At 45.4% G+C, this 21,345-nt stretch carries 20 protein-coding genes and 1 pseudogene; 9 read left to right on the top strand and 12 right to left on the bottom strand.

The features are described 5' to 3' along the window. Positions 1–70: 70 nt before the first annotated feature. Positions 71–482 (bottom strand): annotated as a pseudogene (locus tag A8140_RS20410) (hypothetical protein). 434 nt (positions 483–916) lie between these two features. Between A8140_RS20410 and A8140_RS20405 the strand changes: the two are divergent. Further along, positions 917–1,084, top strand: coding sequence for a hypothetical protein (locus tag A8140_RS20405; protein ID WP_169317556.1), 168 nt, complete (start codon positions 917–919; stop codon positions 1,082–1,084). 49 nt (positions 1,085–1,133) lie between these two features. Here the strand turns inward: A8140_RS20405 and A8140_RS20400 are convergent, their stop codons facing one another. The 6 genes from A8140_RS20400 to A8140_RS20375 all read right to left on the bottom strand — a co-directional run bounded on the left by A8140_RS20400 (position 1,134) and on the right by A8140_RS20375 (position 8,866). Next, complete coding sequence (locus A8140_RS20400) at positions 1,134–2,411, bottom strand: cytosine deaminase (RefSeq protein ID WP_087490667.1); 1,278 nt, start codon at positions 2,409–2,411, stop codon at positions 1,134–1,136. A 9-nt stretch (positions 2,412–2,420) separates the two neighbouring features. Continuing rightward, on the bottom strand, positions 2,421–3,659 hold the full coding sequence (codB, locus tag A8140_RS20395; protein WP_005532514.1) for a cytosine permease: 1,239 nt from the start codon (positions 3,657–3,659) through the stop codon (positions 2,421–2,423). A gap of 812 nt (positions 3,660–4,471) precedes the next feature. Next, on the bottom strand, positions 4,472–5,818 hold the full coding sequence (locus A8140_RS20390) for a magnesium transporter (RefSeq protein ID WP_005532515.1): 1,347 nt from the start codon (positions 5,816–5,818) through the stop codon (positions 4,472–4,474). A gap of 74 nt (positions 5,819–5,892) precedes the next feature. After that, positions 5,893–7,215, bottom strand: coding sequence for an ABC1 kinase family protein (locus A8140_RS20385; protein ID WP_005532516.1), 1,323 nt, complete (start codon positions 7,213–7,215; stop codon positions 5,893–5,895). 101 nt (positions 7,216–7,316) lie between these two features. Further along, positions 7,317–8,540 (bottom strand): HlyD family secretion protein, encoded by a 1,224-nt coding sequence (locus tag A8140_RS20380; RefSeq protein WP_005532517.1) that lies wholly within the window; start codon positions 8,538–8,540, stop codon positions 7,317–7,319. Then, positions 8,540–8,866 (bottom strand): MFS transporter, encoded by a 327-nt coding sequence (locus A8140_RS20375; RefSeq protein ID WP_005433326.1) that lies wholly within the window; start codon positions 8,864–8,866, stop codon positions 8,540–8,542. The genes A8140_RS20380 and A8140_RS20375 overlap by 1 nt, the downstream gene beginning before the upstream one ends. Positions 8,867–8,973: 107 nt before the next feature. Here A8140_RS20375 and A8140_RS20370 point away from each other — a divergent pair, with 107 nt between their 5' ends. After that, positions 8,974–9,975, top strand: coding sequence for an AraC family transcriptional regulator (locus A8140_RS20370; protein WP_005532518.1), 1,002 nt, complete (start codon positions 8,974–8,976; stop codon positions 9,973–9,975). Between the two features lie 76 nt (positions 9,976–10,051). Here A8140_RS20370 and A8140_RS20365 read toward each other — a convergent pair whose 3' ends face one another. After that, the gene (locus tag A8140_RS20365; protein WP_033000212.1) at positions 10,052–10,741 is read right to left on the bottom strand and encodes a VV20781 family protein; all 690 of its coding nucleotides are present in this window, start codon (positions 10,739–10,741) and stop codon (positions 10,052–10,054) included. Positions 10,742–10,753: 12 nt separating this feature from the next. After that, complete coding sequence (locus A8140_RS20360; RefSeq protein ID WP_005532521.1) at positions 10,754–12,289, bottom strand: hypothetical protein; 1,536 nt, start codon at positions 12,287–12,289, stop codon at positions 10,754–10,756. Positions 12,290–12,657: 368 nt separating this feature from the next. On the opposite strand from A8140_RS20360, the gene A8140_RS20355 reads away from it, so the two are divergent. Next, on the top strand, positions 12,658–13,350 hold the full coding sequence (locus tag A8140_RS20355) for a response regulator transcription factor (protein WP_005532522.1): 693 nt from the start codon (positions 12,658–12,660) through the stop codon (positions 13,348–13,350). Positions 13,351–13,353: 3 nt separating this feature from the next. Next, on the top strand, positions 13,354–14,676 hold the full coding sequence (locus A8140_RS20350; RefSeq protein ID WP_005532523.1) for an ATP-binding protein: 1,323 nt from the start codon (positions 13,354–13,356) through the stop codon (positions 14,674–14,676). Here A8140_RS20350 and A8140_RS20345 read toward each other — a convergent pair. Further along, positions 14,663–15,313 (bottom strand): pyridoxamine 5'-phosphate oxidase family protein, encoded by a 651-nt coding sequence (locus tag A8140_RS20345; protein WP_005532524.1) that lies wholly within the window; start codon positions 15,311–15,313, stop codon positions 14,663–14,665. The genes A8140_RS20350 and A8140_RS20345 overlap by 14 nt on opposite strands. A gap of 114 nt (positions 15,314–15,427) precedes the next feature. Between A8140_RS20345 and pdxR the strand changes: the two genes are divergently transcribed. After that, on the top strand, positions 15,428–16,846 hold the full coding sequence (gene pdxR, locus A8140_RS20340) for a MocR-like pyridoxine biosynthesis transcription factor PdxR (protein ID WP_005532526.1): 1,419 nt from the start codon (positions 15,428–15,430) through the stop codon (positions 16,844–16,846). A gap of 12 nt (positions 16,847–16,858) precedes the next feature. Here pdxR and yjeH read toward each other — a convergent pair whose 3' ends face one another. Continuing rightward, positions 16,859–18,121: an L-methionine/branched-chain amino acid transporter gene (gene yjeH, locus A8140_RS20335; RefSeq protein ID WP_005532527.1), complete on the bottom strand. Its 1,263-nt coding sequence runs from the start codon at positions 18,119–18,121 to the stop codon at positions 16,859–16,861. A 177-nt stretch (positions 18,122–18,298) separates the two neighbouring features. Between yjeH and A8140_RS20330 the strand changes: the two genes are divergently transcribed. The 4 genes from A8140_RS20330 (at position 18,299) to A8140_RS20315 (ending at position 20,755) form a co-directional block, all read left to right on the top strand. Further along, positions 18,299–18,754 (top strand): Lrp/AsnC family transcriptional regulator, encoded by a 456-nt coding sequence (locus A8140_RS20330; RefSeq protein WP_005532528.1) that lies wholly within the window; start codon positions 18,299–18,301, stop codon positions 18,752–18,754. After that, the gene (locus tag A8140_RS20325; protein WP_005532529.1) at positions 18,751–19,128 is read left to right on the top strand and encodes a nuclear transport factor 2 family protein; all 378 of its coding nucleotides are present in this window, start codon (positions 18,751–18,753) and stop codon (positions 19,126–19,128) included. Before A8140_RS20330 ends, A8140_RS20325 begins: the two co-directional genes overlap by 4 nt. Further along, positions 19,118–20,032, top strand: a complete 915-nt coding sequence (locus A8140_RS20320) for a LysR family transcriptional regulator (RefSeq protein WP_033000213.1) — start codon at positions 19,118–19,120, stop codon at positions 20,030–20,032. Before A8140_RS20325 ends, A8140_RS20320 begins: the two co-directional genes overlap by 11 nt. 108 nt (positions 20,033–20,140) lie before the next feature. Continuing rightward, the gene (locus A8140_RS20315; RefSeq protein ID WP_005433441.1) at positions 20,141–20,755 is read left to right on the top strand and encodes a LysE family translocator; all 615 of its coding nucleotides are present in this window, start codon (positions 20,141–20,143) and stop codon (positions 20,753–20,755) included. 158 nt (positions 20,756–20,913) lie between these two features. Here the strand turns inward: A8140_RS20315 and A8140_RS20310 are convergent, their stop codons facing one another. Further along, entirely contained in the window at positions 20,914–21,135 is a 222-nt protein-coding gene (locus tag A8140_RS20310) for a hypothetical protein (protein ID WP_033000216.1), read from the bottom strand. Positions 21,136–21,345 lie beyond the last annotated feature (210 nt).

Here is a 21,345-nt window from a genome sequence, read left to right as displayed (position 1 = left end):
TATGCCTAAGCCTTTATTAAATTGCCAAATGAGACGTTGTTATTGAGACGTTACGAGAATTCTCGTCGTTTTATTGAGTTCGAGTGAAGCGGAATGTTTGTACTTTTTGTTCTGCTCCATCGATGTATGCGTAGCTATTGATTGTCCAAACGTTTGGCCCTGCGAACCCAAGCTATACACGAACATCCCCGGTATGAATACCTTGGTAAATGACATCGTTAATGTTCATCGGGTAGAAGTTGTAGCGATGGTTTTGTGATTGTTGCTCACCAGCACTCGCACCTGCTACACCACCAGTGACACCACCGGCAATCGCTCCCTTTAGAGCTAAGTCAGCATCACCCGTTAGAGCCCCCATAGTGAGGCCCAGTAGCGCGCCACCAGCGGCGCCTATTTGGGTCGTCTTCTCCCGGAGTCACGCATCCTGCAAGTAGGGGAAGAGGTAGCGCTGCGACCAATGTTGTTTTGTTGAAAGGGTTCATGTGTTTACTCCGAGATGTTTGGTTCGGAGCCATTATTGAACGCTGTTTGATTAGGAATCCACTTATCTCGCTGATAACTAGCAGTTATCAGTAGGTTCATTTTTTAGTGAAAGGCTCAGGTTTTCTGTGTGGAGCTCGGTTGTGGATAGGTGAAGAAAAGGGTCAACATTGCTGTTGACCCTGATTTTTGTTTTATTCTTTATCTTATAAGCACTAATTTTGACGTTGTTAGTGGTAAATCTGAGTTTGGGCGATTTGAGGTTTTTTTATTTAAAAGCTCAACTAACCTCCTAACTTTAGTATTTGTTGAGAGTCAGTGCAAATATTTATTACGAAAATTGTCTGTATTGTGAAGCTTTCTTTGAAGGCGTTTCACAAATGGGGGTTATTCCTCGCCTTACGTATCGCAAACGGCCCATGTCTGTGTCTCAACTTTGAGTAAGCATAACTTGGTTGAATACGGCGCAGACATGGAAGGCTTAAAGGTTGTGCCTGCGATCATCGATGAAGATGGCAAGGTTGTTTACTTAGGCAATACTCCCTCGTTGCTTAGGAATGTCATTAGTTGCCGTAGACAGCTAACGCAGCGCTTGAAAAAATAAAAAAGGGTCTGATGTAGTCAGACCCTTTTTTGTGTTTGAAGCTCAGTGATTAGCGTTTGTAGGTCACTTGCTCTTGTTCACCAAGGTGAATGTGTGTTGTCGCTGGTTGTGTTTCTGCAATCACTTTACCGTGACGAACAGAGTAACGAACTGGCACCTGACGACGAACTGCATCAAAACCATTTTCCGCAGGAAGAATCAATAAGCTACCTGGCTTACCTGCTTCAATGCCGTGCTTGTCTTGAATGTTCAGTGTGCGTGCTGAATTCGTGCTGATCAGATCAAGCGAGTTGTTGATTTGATCGTAACCCATCACCTGACACACATGCAGACCCATATGCAGTACTTGTAGCATGTTTGCAGTACCTAGTGGATACCAAGGGTCAAATACATCATCGTGACCAAAACATACGTTGATGTTTGCATTCAGCATTTCTTTTACGCGAGTCACACCACGGCGTTTAGGATAATCATCAAAACGGCCTTGAAGGTGGATGTTGACCAATGGGTTTGCAACGAAGTTGATACCAGACATGCGCAGCAAACGGAATAGGCGAGATGCGTACGCACCGTTGTAAGAGCCCATCGCTGTTGTATGGCTTGCGGTTACCTTGTGGCCCATTTTGAACTTATGCGCTAGTGCTGCAAGCGTTTCAACAAAGCGTGATTGCTCGTCATCGATCTCATCACAGTGCACGTCGATCAAACGGTCGTATTTTTGCGCCAGCTCGAAAACGTAGTGCAGAGACTCGATGCCGTACTCACGAGTGAATTCAAAGTGAGGGATTGCACCAATAACGTCAGCACCCAGCTGAACCGCCTCTTCTAGAAGCTCTTTACCATTCGGGTAAGACAGAATGCCTTCTTGCGGAAACGCAACGATTTGAATGTCTACCCACTCTCTCATTTCTTCACGAACTTCTACCATTGCTTTTAGAGCAATAAGGGTAGGGTCAGAAACGTCAACGTGGGTACGAACGTGTTGTACGCCGTTTGCAATTTGCCATTTCAGAGTTTGCTTAGCGCGTGATTTCACGTCTTCAATCGACAGCGTCTCTTTGCGCTCAGCCCAACGCTCGATGCCTTCGAAAAGTGTACCGGAGATGTTCCAGTTCGGCTCACCGGCGGTTTGGGTAGTGTCTAGGTGAATATGTGGCTCACAGAAAGGTGCGACAGCCATGCCGCCCTCCGCATCAAGAACATCACCTGTGTAATTTAGTTCTACATTATTGTCTTCAATACGCTTGAATTGACCATCCTCAATCAAAATTTGCTGGAGACCTTCCCGTCCCTTAAGCGTTGCGTTCTTGATCAATAGTGTTGTCATGATGGTTCCTTACGCTGGCTGCTGTGCCAGTATCTTTTTATTAAGAATAGGATTTAGAATTAGGTAGCTGATTGTGCCGCCCAGCACTGCGTTTACAGGTACTACTCCCGGAAGGAAGTGACCAGCTGCAACACCAATCGCCACTGCGATAATGCCAGCCCAGTTAACCGTTTGGAACTCTGCTGCTGCGAAATTTGTGTAACGTTTACGGTTCATGAAGAAGTCCGCAATGATTACGCCGCCAATTGGTGGAATTGCAAGCGATAGGAAGGTTAACCAGCCTACAAAGTTATTGTACAACCATAGTGCACACAATGTACCTACTAAACCGTTCGCCATAGAGATGTATTTGCTTGGCAAACCAGTGATGTTTGAGAAACCTAGGCCCGATGCGTAAAGCGCATTGTCGTTGGTTGTCCAAATGTTCAAACCAAGCACGATGATAGCTGGGATTAGAAGACCTTGAGCGATCATCACTTCGGAAATGTCTGATTGGCCAGTTACCGCAGCGCCTGCTGCGCCGAAGATGAACATCAGTGAGTTGCCGATAAAGAACGCCACCATAGTGACCATCACTGCACCTTTTGGCTTTTTGCCGAATCGTACGAAGTCCGCAGTCAGGGTACCCGCGCTGACGAATGAGCCAACGACCATTGCTAGTGCCACTGAAAAGTCGATAGGTTGTGCTGGTTGTACTTTTTGTAGTTCAGCCACACCACCCACGCTGTTTACCGCTTCTACTACCGAGTATCCGCCGAGTAACGCAATTGCTGGTACTGCAATCGCAGATAGCACCATAAGCGCAGAGATACCGAAGTAAACCGTCGCAGTCATTAATAGACCAGAAATGATGATAAGCGTGTTTGTATCGATGCCTGTTGCTTTGTTTACTGGAATAGCAAACATCGCCACGCCAACACCAAACCAACCAACTTGTGTGCCGCCAAGAAGAGCGGAAGGAAGCCAAGAGCCTTTAGAGCCAAAAGAGAAACGAGCAAGGAGGTGAGTAGAGAGACCAGTAGAAGCGCCGATGTAACCAAGAAAAGAAGTGTAGATGCCGAGGATTAGGTTACCAATGAGAACAGCGAGGAAGAAATCATCAAAAGAAAGTCCGGTACCGAGCGAGCCGCCCGTCCACATGCTTGCGGAGAAGAAAGTGAGCCCCAACATAACCATGGTTAATGATGCCACGCCTTTTCTGGCAGTGTTAGGAACCGGTCCAAGACTGTAGTTATTGTCCGCAGCCATTTTTACCTCCGCAAAGAAAAATTAAAACAAATTGTAGATCCCAATTTCTGGGCAAACGGCGCGTATTATGGTGATGTATATCTCATAGTCAATGGGTTTTTTGTCACTTAAACGTTTAACTCTAGCTTTGCCTTTTTATAGTCCTTTGAAAACATGTGGTTATGGTTTTTCAGAAAAATAAAAAAGTTTGGAACTTGACGGCTAATCTGACCAGTAATGTGTAATGAAATCGGTGTCATTGGTGGCTTTCTTTTATCTCGTCATATTTTTGTGGTTTGTTTATAAAATAGCGATTCAATGGATTTTCATAATGCTTAGCAAACGTTTTTTTGAGCTTGATAGTAACGATTGTTCATAATTTGAACGCAAAGTCATTAATTTAATGGTTATTTTGGTGTGTATGCTGTTCAATTTTTCTTAGGTGGCTGTTTGTTGTAGTTAACTTAAGAAAATATCGCATGTAATCGATTGTAAATTGAGTGAATAAAATTGGTTCAACAGGGAGTAAGGATGTGGAGAAGGAATTTGAAGGGGCCAGATAAAAAAATAGCCAACCGCAATTTGTGCGATTGGCTTATATATTTGTGAACAAATTCGAGTTCACTAACAACGTCAGTTGGCTAGGTGACCCTCGGCTTAAGAAGGGTCACACTAAATAATGCAGTTAGTGTGCCAACTTTAAAACCACCGAAAAAACACGGTTTATGTGATAAAGGTTGCCTAAAATTTGCTGGGAGTTGCAAATTGCAAATGCGGTTTGCAATTTGTAATTATAATGCTAATGATGAATTAATTAACTAGAGCGATTCTTTTTACAACATTACTAAGCTCGCCGTGCCCAAGAAAGCAAAGAAGCCAACGACATCAGTTACCGTAGTCAGAATCACCGAGCCCGCAAGTGCTGGATCGAGTTTGAGCTTATCAAGAACAATTGGGATCAGCACACCAAATAAGGCCGCGGTAACAATATTGACGATGATCGCGAGAGCGATGGTGCCGCCCAATACAGGAGATTGGAACCAAAGCCCTGCTAAACCACCGATGATCAACGCCCAAAGCAAAGCGTTAAGAGAGCCGATACCCAATTCATTTTTGAGTAGGGCAAAACGGTTACCAGGGGTAATTTGGTTTAATGCCATGGCACGAACCATCAGCGTCAGTGTTTGGCTACCTGCAATACCCCCCATAGAAGCCACAATCGGCATCAGAACAGCAAGAGCGACCACTTGTGAAATCACATCTTCAAACAAGCCAATCGTCACCGATGCTAGAATTGCAGTCAGCAAGTTAATGCCCAGCCAAACGCCACGCTTTTGTGAGCTCTTTAGAATTGGCGCGAACAAGTCATCACCTTCATCCATACCCGTACCAGCCATCAAACGTGCTTCGTAGATTTCACGTTGAGTGCTGAGTGCGAATTGCCAATCCACTTCACCGATCAAGGTTTGATCTGCATCGGTAACTGGCAAAGCAGGGAGAGGGCTGTGCTCAAGTGCCTCTACGGCTTCAGACAGTTCCATTTTACTGTCGAGTACGGTGACGGTATCAATCGCTAGGGTTTTGAGACGAACGTCCGCTTCACTACGTAAGATTTCATAATAGTTCACTGCGCCACGAAACTGCTTTTTACGATTGATCAGATACACTTGCTGCGGTGTATCGTAACTGTAACGCTCCATCAAGCGTCGAGCTTTACCAACGGTAATATTAAAAGGGAGAGTGATGATCTTTCGTTCAGCCCATCGACCGAGTTCTTCGTCTTCATATTCGTTTGCTTGGTCGTAGAGATCGAGTTCATCTTTCTCAATCAGCTCTAACGCTTCATTAATGAACTCTTCAGGCAGCGAGTCAGCCCATTCAATCAGCGATAAGTTATCCAGCTTGGCTAAGGTCAGCTTCAGCTCAACTTCAGAAAGTGCTTCGATGATGGAAAGACGTACTTCAGCACGCATTTCAGTCAGCACATCGATGTGCAATTCCATAGGTAATGCGCGCCACAAGCGTACACGTTCATCGATCGGGAAAGCCTCGAGTATCAGTGCCACGGCACCGGGTTCGAGACCACATTCGATAGAATCATTCAAAGCGGTAAGTTGATCCGCTTCGTCTGCTTGGACAATTTGTTCGATTAGAGTAGAGAGGTCTTGAAACTTACTCACCGAGCACCCCGACAGTCAGATTATTCTTATAGGCAGCTGCTCAAGGTACTCGAAAGTGGCAGAAAAACAATAGTCTATTCGTCAATAATCTGTAGGTACGGTGAGACCAATTGGCGAATGTTCACTTTTGCACCAATGCGAGCTGCCAGCAAGTACATTCCGCCTATTTTTCTGTGCAGGAATAGGGCATCTGCTGGTGGCGTGTGCCAGTAGTCTTGTTCCATGCTTAAAATAGTACCGGCCTCGCGGAGTTTCTGAGCTAAGCCACTGGCTTTGAAGTCATAAGGCTCATCAACCAGCATAGGTTCACACGCCATTTTGACGAGATCAAGAATCGCTTGGCGCTGTGCAGGCATAATGGTCTTGCTGAAAAATCCAATCTGCTCAAGCGCATTGTTCAAGCCTTGCTCGTCGTCGTGGACAACCGATGCAAAAGCTTGGCGATAACCAGTGCTAAATTGCTCGCTGTATTCGCGAGTCGCGCCGAAATCTAACAAGCCGATTTGACGGGTGTTCTCGATATACAAGTAGTTGGCAAAGTTGGGGTCGGTTTGGACCATTTTAAATTCGAACAGCTCTCGGAACAGCAATTCGAGTAGACTGTGCATTACAAAGTCGCGTGTGCTTTGGTCATAATGTTCGATTTGCTCAATCGGACTACCGTCAATGAATTCCATTGCGAGCACGGCGTCGGAAGAGCTCTCGGTGTGGATTTTCGGCACGACAAAATGAGGGTGCTCCTTCAAAGCGTCATGATAACGAATGGCAAAGTGCGCTTCTCGTGCGTAATCAGCTTCATCATGCAGTTGCTTTTTAGCTTCTTCCAATAGTCCTTTGTAATCAACCGATTCGGGAATCAAGCCAACGACTTTGAGCAGAGTCCCCACGTTATCGACGTCACTGTCGATACTTTTCCTTACTCCCGGATACTGGACTTTCACCGCAAGGTTATCACCTGCATCACTGTAGGCCTGGTGAACTTGACCAATGGAAGCGCTGGCTATTGGCTTGAAGTTAAAGGAGAGGAACTCAGTTTTCCAATTCGTTCCTAGCGCGTTTTCCATTACTGCGTTGAGTTGTTTTGCTGGCATAGGATCTGCGTTTGAGCGAAGTCGCGCGAGAATATCAGCGAGGTCTGGTTCCAAAACATCGCCAGCATCCATAGAGAGCATTTGACCAAGCTTCATCGCTGCACCCCGCAAGTGGGCCAGTTGGTCTGTTAGACGCGCAATGTTTTGCGGCGTTAGTAACAGGTCTTTCGCTTTGGGTTTATTGCCTTTAGCGATTTGTTTGGTGCCTTCAGCAATCACGTTGCCTGCGACTCGGGTTGCAAGGGAAGCGAACTTGCTGAATCTTGAGATGCGATGGGTGGGTAGGCTTCTTTCCTTTGCCGACATGAATTTTCTCCGTTATTTACTAACTACTTGTTATACGGGAAAACTACGTGCTTGGATACAAATGAAAAGAAAACCGCCAGCGGAACTGGCGGTTTGGGAGTTTAGATAGAGTAGAAGAAGTACAGTTGCGACTTCATTCGGATGATGATGCCACGAATCACATCCAAGAACGCTAGGAAACCAATTGGTTTCTCGCCGCTGACCCATGCTAGACCAACTGAGCCGACAGGGATATCGTAGCCTTCTGGCTCATCAATCTTGAGGCGAACAAAGTGGTGTTTGTTCTGCAAGTTCTTACCGGTTGTAGCGCGAACGGAATCATCCAGACCAAGTAGGTTGCCTTGTGATTCGCCGGTCGCTTCAACAATGCCCTCTACTGTTGCAGAGAAGATCTTGCCAGGGTAAACCGAAGAAGAGAATTCTGCAGGTTGACCTGGTTTGATGTTACGAATCGCTTGGTGGTTCACTCGCATCAGAACGTACTTCTCGTTAGTGTACATGTTGATACGCGGCATCATCGATACACGCTGACCTTCACGCAGGATAAAGTTGGTTACAAAGCCATCTGCTGGTGCGTGCACTTTGGTGCTGTTCAATTCCCATTGTGCTTTTGCAATTTGCTCTTCTGCTTGGCGCAGTTCAGCCTGTTTCGTTTCAACCGCGAGCTCAGCTTTATGAATCGCCAGTTTTGCACGTGAGATATCGACTTGTTTCTTCTTGATTTGAGATTCAAGAGTTAACACGTTGTGGCGTGCCATATCAACGGCACTCGATTGTTTGTCGATGTCGCTTGCCGTAATGGTGTTTTGGACAACGCGGTTTTGTTCAACGTAACGATCCAGCATCTTTTTCTGCAATTTATAGTCAACTTTCGCCGCTTCCAATTGGCTTTTTGACGTTTCTAGATCTTGCACCAGTGCTTGATGGTTGGCTTCTTCAATCTCGATATCACCTTGTGCTGTTGCCAGTGCGACTCGAGCAGAATCTGCCGACACATTTGCTTGGTTCAATTCGATCTCATATTGCGTTGGGTCGAGTTCGTAAATGAGCTGACCTTTTTCAATTTGTTGATTCGGCTTGATATAAATATGGTCAACCTTGCCTTTCACATTGGCTGAATCCGGACGCAACTGGATGTGTGGTGATTGCACCACTGAGCCGCCGGATAGATCCATCGGGGTGAAGTTGATGAGACCTACCCAGACGAACATTAACCAACCCAAGCCGCCTAGGTAAGCGAACGATTTGGTTGCTTTGTTCCAAGGCATGCCGACTAAACGGAGCAGATAGATGAAGAGTGCCCATACCGCTAAACCTTCTAACATTATGCCTCCTCTTGTGGCTGTGTTTCTGTTTGCGGTTTACTTTTCCATGTATCACGCAGATTGATGATGGCTTTTTCCATATCAACGAATGCAAAGATCACGGCTAGCACCCATACCCAGTGCCAGACAAATCCTATCCAGGTGAGGGCGGTAATGAGCCCTATCTGATGATGGTCTTTGCTGTGCGCCTTATTAATTGGCAACTCATGGATTTTCCAAAAGCCGTAACACGCGCCTGCGACACTCGCGATTAAAACGACGGCAGCGACAACATGTAACGCTGTATCTGCGCCTGTTCCGACAAATGGGACACTCAGTAAACTCATTAAACACTCCTCTATCAAACTGTTGGCGTATTGTGGTCTGGAATTGAAATAGGTGAGGGTTTGTGACAAATTCAATCACTAGAAGATTAAATTTGATGTGATTGGTTATGAAAACGGTTCGATTTATTCGCGCGATGGGTATTTTAAATATGCATAACCTCGCATTATCTAAGTATAATTTGAGCTCCGAAGAGCTTGGCATCCCTGCATCAGTGTTTCACAACCCGATGACATTGATACCTTTGAAGGCCGTTTCGGAGTGGTATCGACGTATTGAACAACTGACTGATGACCCAGATGTGGTGTTAAGTTTAAGCCGTGGCATTGAGCTGCAAAAGCTTGGTCCGGTCGGACGTTGGTTATACTCAGGTAATGATCTCGCTAGCACCATTCGACGCGTGAATTATGGCGTAAGTAACCTTCAGTCAGGCGCTTTTTTAGCGGGTGAGCAATCAGGCAAGATCATCAAATGGACTTACCACAACCCATTTGTGGAAACTTCGGTCAAAGTACATGACAGTATTCGTTGCGCGATATTCATGACCAAGATTTTGCGTGAATTTTTGGGGCAAGATTACAAGCCATTACGTGTGATGATTTCTGGTTCTAGGAAAAATGGCAAACCATACGAAGAGTACTTTGGCTGTGAGGTTGAGTGGAGTCAGCCAAAAACAGAAATCTGGATCCCAGGAGATGACAGCCTCGCCTCGCGTCAAGTAAGCCATCGTGAAGACAGCCGTCTAGCGATGAGCTTTTCAGATTTGGATGATTTGCTCAACATGCCCGATCCGGAAGATGAGCTTAAAGTGATTTATGAAGTAGTGAGTTACAGTAGCCATTATGGATTGCCGACATTGGAGCGTGTTTCATCTTTACTTGGGCTTTCAGAGCAACAGTTCCAGCGACGCTTGCACAAGATAGGACTTAATTTCTCTACGGTATCTGGCTATGTATTAAGTAACGTTGCAGCCGGTTTATTGATCAAACATGTCAGTATAGAGGGGATTGCTGATCGCCTCGGATATACCAATGTCGCGAGTTTTAATCGTATGTTCAAAAAACATCGCGGCTTAACTCCCAAACAATACGCGGCTCGATTGGAAAAATAGTCTTTGTGATGACCAGTGCTGCCAGCAAATAAAAGCCCTCAAATGAGGGCTTTGAAATTTTTGGGAGTGTTAACGCTTACTCCTCAGGACGCCAGCTCAGTGCACTTGCTACAGCGCCAATGGCAACCACGTCTTTTTGCTTATCGTTAAGCTCGGGCAACATTTGCACTGCGATTGTGCCATTCGTCTGCACTGCCGCAACCTCTTGCGTACCTTGCTTAAAGCTGTAACCCAATGGAATGTCTACCGCCATCAACGAATCAGAGCTCGTGTGAACGGTTTCTACATTGAAATGGGTATTGCCAATGCGAACTACGCCCGTTTCTTTTTTCTCAAGGCTGATGTTGATCAGCGCAGATTTCGGTTCCATGGCAAATTCACCGACTTTCTTACCATGTTGAGTGATGTCGCAGGTGTATGGATCGTTGCCACCAAAATCAACGCCCATGTAGTTTACCGACATGCCGCCGCCGGTGCAGTTTAGGAGCCAAGTTTCACCGCTGTCTATACGAGTCACTTCTGCGCCCATTGCCCCTTCTTTGAATGAGATACGATTGAACCAGCTTGAGTTTGAAGCACTGCGCGAATATTTGCCTTTGTACTTGCCAGCAAAATCAAAATGGCCATCCGCACCGAATCCCCAAAAGTCGCCGTCGGTTTTCACCAACATTTCTGGTTGCGCTTTTACTGCATCAGTACGATCCATGACAGCAAGGCCACCACAACCAACAAGGAATAGGGGAGCGAGTAGAGTAAGTTTCTTCATGTTTTTCATTGTTTATAGCTTGGTTACATCTAGAGTTTGATCGGTGAACTGGATGTTCTGAATGTCGTACAACTCGTCAATGCCTGTATTGGGGCACTCAACAGAGACGTTCTTCGCTTTGATAACGATACATTCCGCCAGTTTGTGTCGCACGACGTAAGTGTTGACGCCTCCCTCACCATAAATACTGTTGTTTTTATGGTTGCCTTCAAATGTGTTGTCTTGGTCATTACCGATGACATTCATCTCGTCGTCGCCAACGATCTTCACTTTTGTCAGCCATTGAGACTTGTAGGTATAGGCTTCTACTAAACCATGTTTGTTTGGTGCCATGCGGAAGGTAGGAACCGAGCCTGGATTCGTTTTTTCTGTGTAGAGTTTGACGCCTGCAGAGTCGATGCTTGCGGTGTATTGCAGGTAGTCGTGGAACAAACCGCCAATCCAATCAATCGCTTGTGGATCTTGGGTTTGCATTTCTTCACGTGTTAACGCTTGGTAGCCATCTAAACCATGCCCGTTTGCTTTTGCAACGCCCATGTAAGCTTCAAAAGCAGCAGCAAAATATTCGTGAGAGTAAGAAGGGCCTGTTAGCTTAACGCGTTCTGGATCGAAGTCGTCAGACTCCCAATCTTCCCAGTCACTCTGGGTTGGGCGCCACACCGTAGGCTTACCTGATTGGATGTCGTTATAAATGCTTAGAGCATGCGCTTGAATGGCTTTTTGTAATGAGGAAGTCGATGCGTTAGGAGCAATGCCTTGTGCTTGGACCAAATGTAGAATCTCTTCAAAAGCGGCATCTCGGTCGGTATGTTCACCCAGATTGGCACAGTAATCGGCAAAGTTACTCATGTAGTGACAATCGCCTTCAACCGTCAGTTCGCGGTACATCAAGGATTGGCTGTTCATCAACCAGTTTGGTGTATCCCCGCTGCTCATCAACGTTAATGCAATGGACTCGATAAGCGTGTCCATGTCGTCTTCATTAAGCACCATCATGGTTGCAATAAAGTTTTCTAATGAGCTGGTATCAAAGGATTGTGGTAAGCCAGAATCTGCAATCGCGTCGTCCAATTTATCTTGACGAAGCAACTCACTGACGAAAATTTTGGTGAGCATTTCGTCATTCTGGTCGTCGTTTTCTGTCAGCATTAATGTTGCATCACGCTCGGCTAGTGTCTTTGCGATACTAGATTTGTCGGCACCATACTTCGAATTTGGCTGGTTTGTGAGTAGGTGCTGAACGATTTTGGCGGCACGAATTATTTTTTCATCATTCGCCCCGTCATCCATCGCGATAATATGGAACGACGCATTGTTCCCGTCTTGCGAAAGGGAGACTTCAAGGTAGTGGGTAAAACCAGCATCAGCAGCCACTTGCAGTTTGGCTGGAAACTTTTTGGAAACGACGCTAGGGATCGTCACGGTTTTCAATGTTGGAGCTGGTTGGGGTGGCAGTGTGGTTGTTGGTGACTTTGAATCACTACCACCGCAGGCAGTTAGGCTTACTGTACAAAGTAGAGCCAGAGGCGTTAATTGAGCGAATTTCATCTTTGCAATACTCACAGGCGGAAGGTTTGCTGAGAAATTTATTTGCAAGAGTATTTTCTGTCTACATGAGCAATTGTAGTCATAATTACTGCTGATGATTTGTTGTAAGGTTTTTAATTCGACAAAGCTAAAATAATATTAGCTTTATATTTTGTATTGGGTTTAATTGATGATATTAAATCTTAACTTGTGTTTATAAATTGGTTTTTTGTTCTTTTGTGTTTTTTTGTAGAGAGCGCTTTTTTATAAATGTATGGTTTGTAAGTGTTTGTAAGCACTTTCTGTCGCTAGAGGTTCGGTTTATATGGGTTGCATGGAACAAAACGAGCGATATACTGCCTCTGTTTTATAGGTGGGGTGAATGGATTATGGTCGGTAATAAAATTTTGCTCGTAGAGGACGATTCAGAGATTGCTCGATTAACCAAAATGTACCTAGAGGCTGAAGGTTACCTAGTTACTGTTCTCGACAATGGTCTTAATGCACTCGACGCTATCAAAGAATTGAAGCCTGATCTGGTGTTATTGGATTTGATGCTCCCAGGCAAAAATGGTGCAGAGATATGCCAAGAGGCTAGGGCATCTTATCATGGGATCATCATTGTGTTGACGGCCACTGATGATGAGATGAGTGAAGTTAGCCTATTTAAATTTGGTGCTGATGATTACCTAACGAAACCAATTAAGGGCAATATCCTCCTCGCTCGTATTGAGGCCTCTTTACGCCGTTACCGTCGCCAAATAGATTCGGATGAAAAGACAGAGCTGAGCCGTTATGGCATCGACTTATGCACCCGTCGCTCTAAAGCTTATTACTTAGAGCAAGATATCGATCTCACTGATTCTGAGTTCGAAATATTGGAGCTATTAATGCTCAATGTCGATAAACCCGTTTCTCGAGAGTCCTGTTGCCGCCTTGCGCGTGGCATTGAATACTGCATTACTGACCGTTCAATTGATATGCGAATCTCTTCTTTGAGGAAAAAATTCTCAAAAGCCCTTATTCACACCGCTACCATTAAGACTGTGCGTAATCGTGGATACATGTTAACGGGGAAATAGCGGATGTTCTCTCTGTTTACTCGGCTCTATGTTGGATTGGTAACGGGCCTTGCCGTGACCGTCGCCTTGTTTTTTACTATGGGTGACGAGTTTATGCGCAAAACTGAAGTTGGCATCTTCTTGAGTGATGGTACGTATTTTGTCGATCAGTATACTGAGCAACGTGGGACGCCTAACTCACTCTACAAGCAGTTAACGAGAACAGGCAAACAGGATTTTTTCATCTTCGACCTGACTCTTCTTAATAACTGGGACGGTTCGCCTCCTTGTTTGGACTGCGAATTGCTTTATCGTATGCAAGGTGTGCCCGTGTACTTGATCGATGGCAATATCTACGCTGCGGTTTTTCCACTCCCAAACTCATCCGAAAGTCTGGTATTTAGAGAAAAGCGAGATTTTTTTAGTCCAGATATTGATTGGGATGAAGACTCAGAAAGCATCTTTGTGTTCAGCTTGTTACTCACCATAATATGCAGCTTGGGTGTCATGGTTTATGTTCCGGTGCGTAGACTTGATCGCCAGATTCAACAATTGACGTCAGCACAGCAGCAATTTGGCTCCGGTGAGCTCAGCACTCGTGTGGATTTAAAGCACTTCTCTTCTCCGGTCCGAGAGCTTGCTACTGGCTTCAACAACATGTCGGAAGACATTGAAAGGCAAGTGCGCCAAACACACATTTTCACTCAGGCTATCCCTCATGAAGTTCGAACGCCACTGAGTCGAATTCAGCTAGCTACCGACTTGGCAAGGCGTACTAAAGGTGAAATGCAAGCGGAACTGCACGATGACATTGAAAGATATGTGGATGTGGTGACGGATTTAACGTCTGACATCGTAATGCTTTCCCGCTTGAGCGTGAATAACCATTCGTTAGCCGATTCTGTTGAAACCATTGAACTGCCGCTTTGGTGTAAAAGCCGCATGAATTATCGTGGGTTAGAGTCAGCGAAGCTTACTGTTGAGAATGCTTTGGCTTACCAGTCCATCCACCTGCAACCAACGTTGGGTAATTTGGTTCTTGATAACCTACTGCAGAATGCAAAACGTTATGGCGAGTCTTGTGTGGAAGTGACGATCCGGTCGGTAGAGCACTTCTGGATCGTCGATATTGAAGATGATGGCCCAGGGGTTCCTAAAGAGATGCGTGAAGAGGTATTCATTCCGTTTTCTCGTATAGATAAAAGCCGTAACGCCGATGTCAAAGGTTTTGGCTTGGGACTCGCCATTGCGTCTAGTGCTGCGAGGCAACTAGGCTGGGAGCTGTCGGTCGGCGAGAGCCACTTAGGGGGCGCGTTGTTTACCGTGCTTATTCCTACCAGCGATTAGGGTAGGCACGATGGTAGTCTGGCTCTTTAATGCCTTCATACAAATCTTCACAAGCTTGCAGCGGGCCTGCAACAGTTCGGTACGGCAAGACTCCAGCCCAAACTGGAATGTCCATGTCTTGTGCATCGTCGTTAACACCAAAATTGCTGATTTTCACTGAGGCTTCCGTTAGTGGTATACGCAGTAGCATGGTTGCTTTGAGTTCTTTCTCATTGCTCAAGCGGATGTCTTTTGTTCTTCCCGGAGCGATTTGTTCAATAAAGTGATTCAGCAATCTGTCTTTCTCTTGGTTATCCGCCACCATCTCAAACTGGCCAAAGACAACAGCGCTACGATAATGTGCGCTATGATGAAACGCGCTTCGAGCCAGTACCCAGCCATCAAACAAGGTAAAGGTTAGGCATGTTTGCACTCCTTGTTTGAGTGAGCGCAGTAATCGACTGTTGTTGGCACCATGAATATACACGTAATCATCTACACGCCAAGCCAGCATGGGGATGACTACAGGGCCAGACTCGTTGGTTATTGCAATATGAGCGATAAGGCTTTCATCTATGATGGCGTGCAGTTTGTCGACATCAGAGATGGCTTTATGCGCGCCTTTCTTAATTTCCGTTCTGTTGGTATTGGATAACATTTTCTCTCCTTTTTGCTCACAGGGACGAGCACTTGCTTCTCAATCTTCGATTGCAATTTAGCGTTTAACTGGTAGCTTAAAGAGAGCCAGTTTTAACTAACGGATGGATCCAGTTTGTCTTTGATTGATATCGGTGACCTGCATTTAAAAGAAAGTGATGGAACGCGTCAGCAAGCGTTGTTTTTTGCTATCCGCGAGAAGATTGTTCAAGGGCTGTGGGCGAAGAATGGGAAATTGCCGTCTACACGAAAGCTATCACAAGGCCTTGAACTCAGTAGGAATACCGTGATTGCAGCCTACGAGCAGTTAGTGGCGGAAGGGTACTTGAACAGTCAAAAAGGCTCTGGCTTTTATGTTGCTGTAGAACTGCCGGAGCAGTATCTGCCTGAACCCAGTTCAATCAAAACGGACTCATCACCGAAAACCAACTTTGACATCAACCGCGCATTTGCTCCGGGTGTGCCTGATTTAGAAGCTTTTCCTATGGCGCAGTGGCAAAAGTTACTTGCTCGTCATCTTTCCCGTACCTGTTTGCTAGGGAACCAAGATATTCAGGGCAGTTGGGCATTGCGTTGTGCTTTAGCTGACTACCTTGCATCAAGCCGTTCAGTAAATTGCTCCCCAGAGCGCATCATTATTACTTCTGGGGCACAGCAAGCGTTGTCAATTGCGACGATGGTAGCTCTAAAACAAGGTGATAAGGTTTTGATGGAGCAACCGGGTTACGCGCAAATGCGGAAGCTAATTCAGTTCCAGCAATATCAATTTGAGCCTCTATTGGTACGAGAAAAACTCGGCTTTGATGTGGAAGCGGTAACCAGCAGCGATGCCGATGCTCTATATATCACACCAAGCAATCAGTATCCGATGGGAACTACGCTTAATACCGAGCAGCGAGGGAAGATTATCAACTGGGCGGTCGAGCAATCACGTTGGGTTATCGAAGACGATTACGACAGTGAATTTCAGTTTGCCCATCGTCCATATACCAGCTTACAAGGGCTAGCGGCTCAAATGGGGCGAGATGATCGCGTACTGTATGTGGGCTCGTTCAGTAAAGTGATGTTTAATGGAATACGCCTTGGCTATCTTGTGGTACCTGAACGTATAGTTGAGCAATGCTTGGTGGTTAAGGATGCGTTAACCGGTGATTCGCCAACGCACACCCAAGAGGCGTTGGCTGATTTTATTACTGAAGGTGGGTTAATTCGTCATATCCGCAAAATGCGCCGACTGTACAAAAATAAGCATGAGCAGATGTGTTTGGCTGTTGAAAAGCACTTTGGCGATAGAGTTAAGGTGATCAGTCAGGCTGCTGGTCTCCATATCACTTTAAAGTGGTTGCAAGGGGTTGATGAGCATGAATGGACGCAACGAGCTAAATCCAAAGGGATAGTGCTGCGTCCATTGAGTTTTTATGAACATTCAGATTTTAAAGCGCGAAATTGGCAAGGAGCGGTATTGGGTTATGGCAATGTCGCATTAAGTGAGATTGATGCTCTGGTTGAACAGCTTTCTGAGTTGTTTAAATAACTACGCTAAGCCTTAATCAGTCACTCGGCGAGTGTTCTTTTTTCGCCACTGTTTCCATGGTAGGGAGAGCACTGCAAAAATAGTAACGGCGTACAGCATAGACCAACCCAAACAAATGAATACTGCGGTGCACAACACGAGAGAAAATCCTGCGAGGACCTTTCCCCAACCTTTGAGCAGTTTGTAGGCTGCTAGCATTGCCAATAGATAGACCAGAACAAAGATGCCGTTTGCGAGCTTTAGGAAGAACTCCAAATCTAGCCCTGATAGCGACCCAGTAACACAAGAAGCAATCAATATAGCGCCGACGATTAACGTGGCATTCGCTGGTACGCCTCGCACTGAAACTCTCGCGATAGCGCTAGTTGGTTTGTGCTCCCTTGCTTGGGCCCACACCATTCGCGCCAAACTTTGAGTGTAGAGGTTCACACTCGCAAAACACGCTGAGAAACCGATAACACTAATAAGCCATTTGGCGTGATCACCAAATAGATACGCACTCAACCACGGGATTGAGGCATTGTCGAACTCAGCACTGCCGTAAGCGCCAAATTTGAGTATCACGACAGAGCAGGCCCAATAGGTGAGTCCTGCGACAAAGCAGCCAACAATAATAGCAATTGGGAAATCACGTTGTGGGTTCTTAAATTCCTCCCCCATATGCGCAAAGGCTTCTATCCCAACAAAGCACCAAAACATGACGCCTAATGCTGTCGCAATTGACCAAGTTGAATCGATTGTGATGGCAGGCATGGTGAGATCGGCTGGGCCAACATCACCTTTCCATAAAAATGCACCAACCAAAGCAAAAATGCTAAGAGCAATGACGGTTTGTAGCCTTCCAGATGACTTTGTGCCGAGAAGGTTAACTAGCATTAATAAAAAGACAACAAAGGCCTGTGTGAACAATGGGATATTCATTGATTCTGGTAACAGTTCATTTAAGAAGCCTGAGGCTAATGTTACCCCAGCTGGCAGGGCTACAGGAATCACGCTTACAAAAAGCCACGCAACGCTACTTTCCAGATTACTGTTAAACGCTTTACGAACAAAAAATGCTGTGCCTCCAGCACTAGGATAGCGTTTACCTAATTGAGCAAAGGTAAGCGCGATAGGGCAAATTGCGATGAGTAAGATAATCCAAGCCCAAAGTGAGAAATGCCCAGCGATACCCGCAGATATTGCTGGGATCATAAATAACCCTGTTCCAAGTAATGTGGTGGAAAGTTGTCCAATGCCAGATATGAGCGTGATGTCTTTCTTAAGATTATCCATGACGACCTCTAAACGTCTGTGTAGGTTGTCGGACAAGCTTATCTGAGTTCTCTGTATCAAAATGATGTTGTTGGCCGTCAAAATGACGGTAGTTATTGTCAATAAAGCTCATATTGTCTATTTCCAATAAGTTGGAATTGAGTAGAATGACGAGACGAAGAAAAGCGTGGTGATGTTATGGACAAATTTGATCATCAGATCATAGACCTATTGCGGCAGAATGCCCGCCTCTCTATTACAGAGATTTCAGAGCAAGTCAGTTTGTCACGCTCAGCGGTGACAGCGCGAATAAAAAAGCTAGAAAATGATCGAGTGATTCTTGGCTATCATGCCGATATTGCAACATCTCAAGAGTCGACGCTTTGTGCTTATATGGTGTTGAAATTTGACACGTCAGCAGCAAGTCACCACTGCGATAATTACGCCAAAGATCTTTACAAAATCGACGGTGTGAAATGGTGTCATGCAATTAGTGGTGAAACCGATATGATGCTGTTTGTTGAAGTACCGAATATCGCCCGTTTGAATGAGATTCGAGACTATATCCAAAGTTATCCAGAGCTTCGTAATGTGATGACACATACCGTGTTAACGGAGTTTTTCAATACCACAGGGAGCAAGTTTGTAAAATGACCGAGAAAGACATCGTCCTCAATTTCTGGAACGTAATGGCAAGCAATGATTTCTATGCGGCAGCAGAGTGTCTTTCGCCTGATTGTGAAGTAATTTGGCCATTGACCAAAGAAGTCATTCGCGGCAGAAAGAACTTTGCCGAACTGAACTTAGCTTATCCAGCAGAAGGTAAGTGGACCTTTGCGATTGAACGTATTGTGGGAGAAGGCGATCAAGTAGTCACCGATGTGATTGTTAGTGATGGCGTTCGCTCAGATAGAGTGATCACTTTTCACAGCATCCGTGATGGGCTAATTTGCAAACAAGTGGAATATTGGCCGGAAGATTACGCCGCTGCAGATTGGCGCACACAATGGGTTGAATGTGCTGAATAACATCAACCTGAATCTGCTGCGCTCTTTGCATGTATTGCTTGAAGAGTGCCATGTGAGCAGAACCGCGGAGCGTTTGCACATCACTCAATCCGCGGTCAGTCGTCAACTAGCGCAGTTACGCGAATTATGTGGTGACCCTTTATTGGTTCGGCAGGGTAACCAATTGATTCCCACGCCAAGGGCGCTACTTCTAAAAGATAAGTTGGACGACTTATTGGCGGAATTCGATCACCTTCTCGATGACAAGCCTTTTGAACCCGGGGATTGGAAAGGAGAGTTAGTATTAGCATCGAGTGACTATGTCGCGCAATATGTACTCCCTGACATTGCTTCGCACTTGAGTAGTTTTGCTCCTCAGTTGGATATGGCGTATCGACTTTGGCAACCTGACTTTCTTGATAAACTTCATGAGACAGGTATTCATATTGCGTCTTCAATTTATCCAGAACAGCCTAAAGGTGTATCCAGTGTGAAGATTGGTGAGGACTCGTCCGTGTGTTTGATGAAGGCCTCCCACCCGTTAGCAAAGCAAGACCATATTAGTGTCGAAGATTTAATTTCGTATTCTCACATCAAAGTGAACGGTGGAGGGGACAAAGATTCCTATACTGACTTGGCATTGAGAGAGTTGGGTTATACACGCCACGTTACCTTCAAGGTGCCTTTCTTTTCTGCTGCTATCAATCGCTTAGCCTCAAGTGAGCATCTGATGGTAGTACCCGAGCATATTGCCGTGAATCTCGCGAAGCATTGGGATTTAGCCCACAAAGCGTTGCCACTCGAAACCCCTACTCATAAGTATTGGTTAATGTGGCATCCAAAGTACGATACGGATCCGGCGCATAAATGGGCGCGAGAGGAGATTCTCTCGGTTATGCAAATCTCAGAGTATTCCATTCGTTAATGTGCGTATCTACTGCCTATGAACTGAAATCATAGCTAGTATGAAAAACTTTGATTTCTAATTATACCTGCTCCGTTGATAGATTAGCGTCAAAGAGGAGAGATTCTTATGACACTAACAGTTTGGTTATCACTTTTTACCGTGTGTTTATTAGGGGCAATGTCCCCAGGTCCGAGTTTAGCGATTGTCGCTAAGCACTCGTTGGCTGGTGGTCGAGTGAATGGTTTGGCTACCGCATGGGCGCACGCGTTTGGTATCGGTATTTATGCGTTTATTACCTTGATAGGTTTGGCGGTAGTGCTGCAACAAAGCCCATTGCTATTTAAGACTATTAGCTTGGCTGGTGCAGCTTACTTGGCGTATCTTGGCTTCAATGCACTGCGCTCAAAAGGTGGGGTTGCGGCGAAGTTAGAATCCGGTGAAGAAACGACGGTTTTACAATCGGCGCGAGAAGGCTTCCTCATTTCAATTCTAAGCCCGAAAATTGCGCTGTTCTTCATCGCACTGTTCAGTCAATTTGTGGCGCTGGGTAACGATCTAAGTAACCAAATGATCATCGTCGCGACACCATTTGTTGTTGATGGCTTGTGGTACACCTTCATCACATTGGTATTGTCTAACTCGCGCGTTGTGGACCGTATTCGCTCAAAAGCGGTACTGATTGACCGATTATCCGGTATCGTTTTAATGCTACTGGCAGTGCGAGTAGTTGTGACGATTTAACCAAGTCGAACGCATTGTATAAAAAGCAGAAAGGCTACCGAGATGGTAGCCTTTCTTGTATATGGCAGACAAAAAAACATCCTAACTCTTAACGAGGTAGGATGTCAGCAAAGAAGGTTGCTCAGGAACATAGGGGGAGTGTGGAACCTTCAGAAACGTTAGTGACGAACCTCTTCAAACTCGCCTTCAATCGCGTCGGACTTACCCGTATTGAATTCATACTCTTCATGCATTTCTTGTTGCATTTGTTTCACGCGTTTTTCAATACGTTTACCAGTAATCAGGGCTGCGATGGTCAATGGAATCGCCATGATTAGGCTAAATACCAAAGTAAAAAAGCCAGTAATCAGTGCCAATACAGTAACGATAATTCGATTCATAATCATGACCTCTCTTTCAAACTATGGGTTCATATTATTGCGCTGAACATGAACGAAACATGAATATACCGTTCAATTTCGCATCGATTTGTCTGAGGAATGTCAAAGTGTCTTAAAACGAAAAAACGCCTGAGGGTCATCAGGCGTATAAGTGGGGAAGTATATTAGTAATGCGCAAGGCGCTTATTATTAAAAACAAATGCTGGGGTG

Origin of the sequence: Vibrio campbellii CAIM 519 = NBRC 15631 = ATCC 25920 (assembly GCF_002163755.1) — a bacterium.
Lineage (GTDB): Bacteria > Pseudomonadota > Gammaproteobacteria > Enterobacterales > Vibrionaceae > Vibrio > Vibrio campbellii.
This window is presented reverse-complemented; position numbering and strand designations above follow the sequence as displayed.

Excerpts from the sequence above, each read along its gene's own strand:
- A8140_RS20400 (WP_087490667.1), bottom strand. The coding sequence starts at position 2,411 with ATGACAACACTATTGATCAAGAACGCAACGCTTAAGGGACGGGAAGGT.
- codB (WP_005532514.1), bottom strand. The coding sequence starts at position 3,659 with ATGGCTGCGGACAATAACTACAGTCTTGGACCGGTTCCTAACACTGCC.
- A8140_RS20385 (WP_005532516.1), bottom strand. The coding sequence starts at position 7,215 with ATGTCGGCAAAGGAAAGAAGCCTACCCACCCATCGCATCTCAAGATTC.
- A8140_RS20380 (WP_005532517.1), bottom strand. The coding sequence starts at position 8,540 with ATGTTAGAAGGTTTAGCGGTATGGGCACTCTTCATCTATCTGCTCCGT.
- A8140_RS20375 (WP_005433326.1), bottom strand. The coding sequence starts at position 8,866 with ATGAGTTTACTGAGTGTCCCATTTGTCGGAACAGGCGCAGATACAGCG.
- A8140_RS20370 (WP_005532518.1), top strand. The coding sequence starts at position 8,974 with ATGAAAACGGTTCGATTTATTCGCGCGATGGGTATTTTAAATATGCAT.
- A8140_RS20365 (WP_033000212.1), bottom strand. The coding sequence starts at position 10,741 with ATGAAGAAACTTACTCTACTCGCTCCCCTATTCCTTGTTGGTTGTGGT.
- A8140_RS20360 (WP_005532521.1), bottom strand. The coding sequence starts at position 12,289 with ATGAAATTCGCTCAATTAACGCCTCTGGCTCTACTTTGTACAGTAAGC.
- A8140_RS20355 (WP_005532522.1), top strand. The coding sequence starts at position 12,658 with ATGGTCGGTAATAAAATTTTGCTCGTAGAGGACGATTCAGAGATTGCT.
- A8140_RS20350 (WP_005532523.1), top strand. The coding sequence starts at position 13,354 with ATGTTCTCTCTGTTTACTCGGCTCTATGTTGGATTGGTAACGGGCCTT.
- A8140_RS20345 (WP_005532524.1), bottom strand. The coding sequence starts at position 15,313 with ATGTTATCCAATACCAACAGAACGGAAATTAAGAAAGGCGCGCATAAA.
- yjeH (WP_005532527.1), bottom strand. The coding sequence starts at position 18,121 with ATGGATAATCTTAAGAAAGACATCACGCTCATATCTGGCATTGGACAA.
- A8140_RS20330 (WP_005532528.1), top strand. The coding sequence starts at position 18,299 with ATGGACAAATTTGATCATCAGATCATAGACCTATTGCGGCAGAATGCC.
- A8140_RS20325 (WP_005532529.1), top strand. The coding sequence starts at position 18,751 with ATGACCGAGAAAGACATCGTCCTCAATTTCTGGAACGTAATGGCAAGC.
- A8140_RS20315 (WP_005433441.1), top strand. The coding sequence starts at position 20,141 with ATGACACTAACAGTTTGGTTATCACTTTTTACCGTGTGTTTATTAGGG.
- A8140_RS20310 (WP_033000216.1), bottom strand. The coding sequence starts at position 21,135 with ATGAATCGAATTATCGTTACTGTATTGGCACTGATTACTGGCTTTTTT.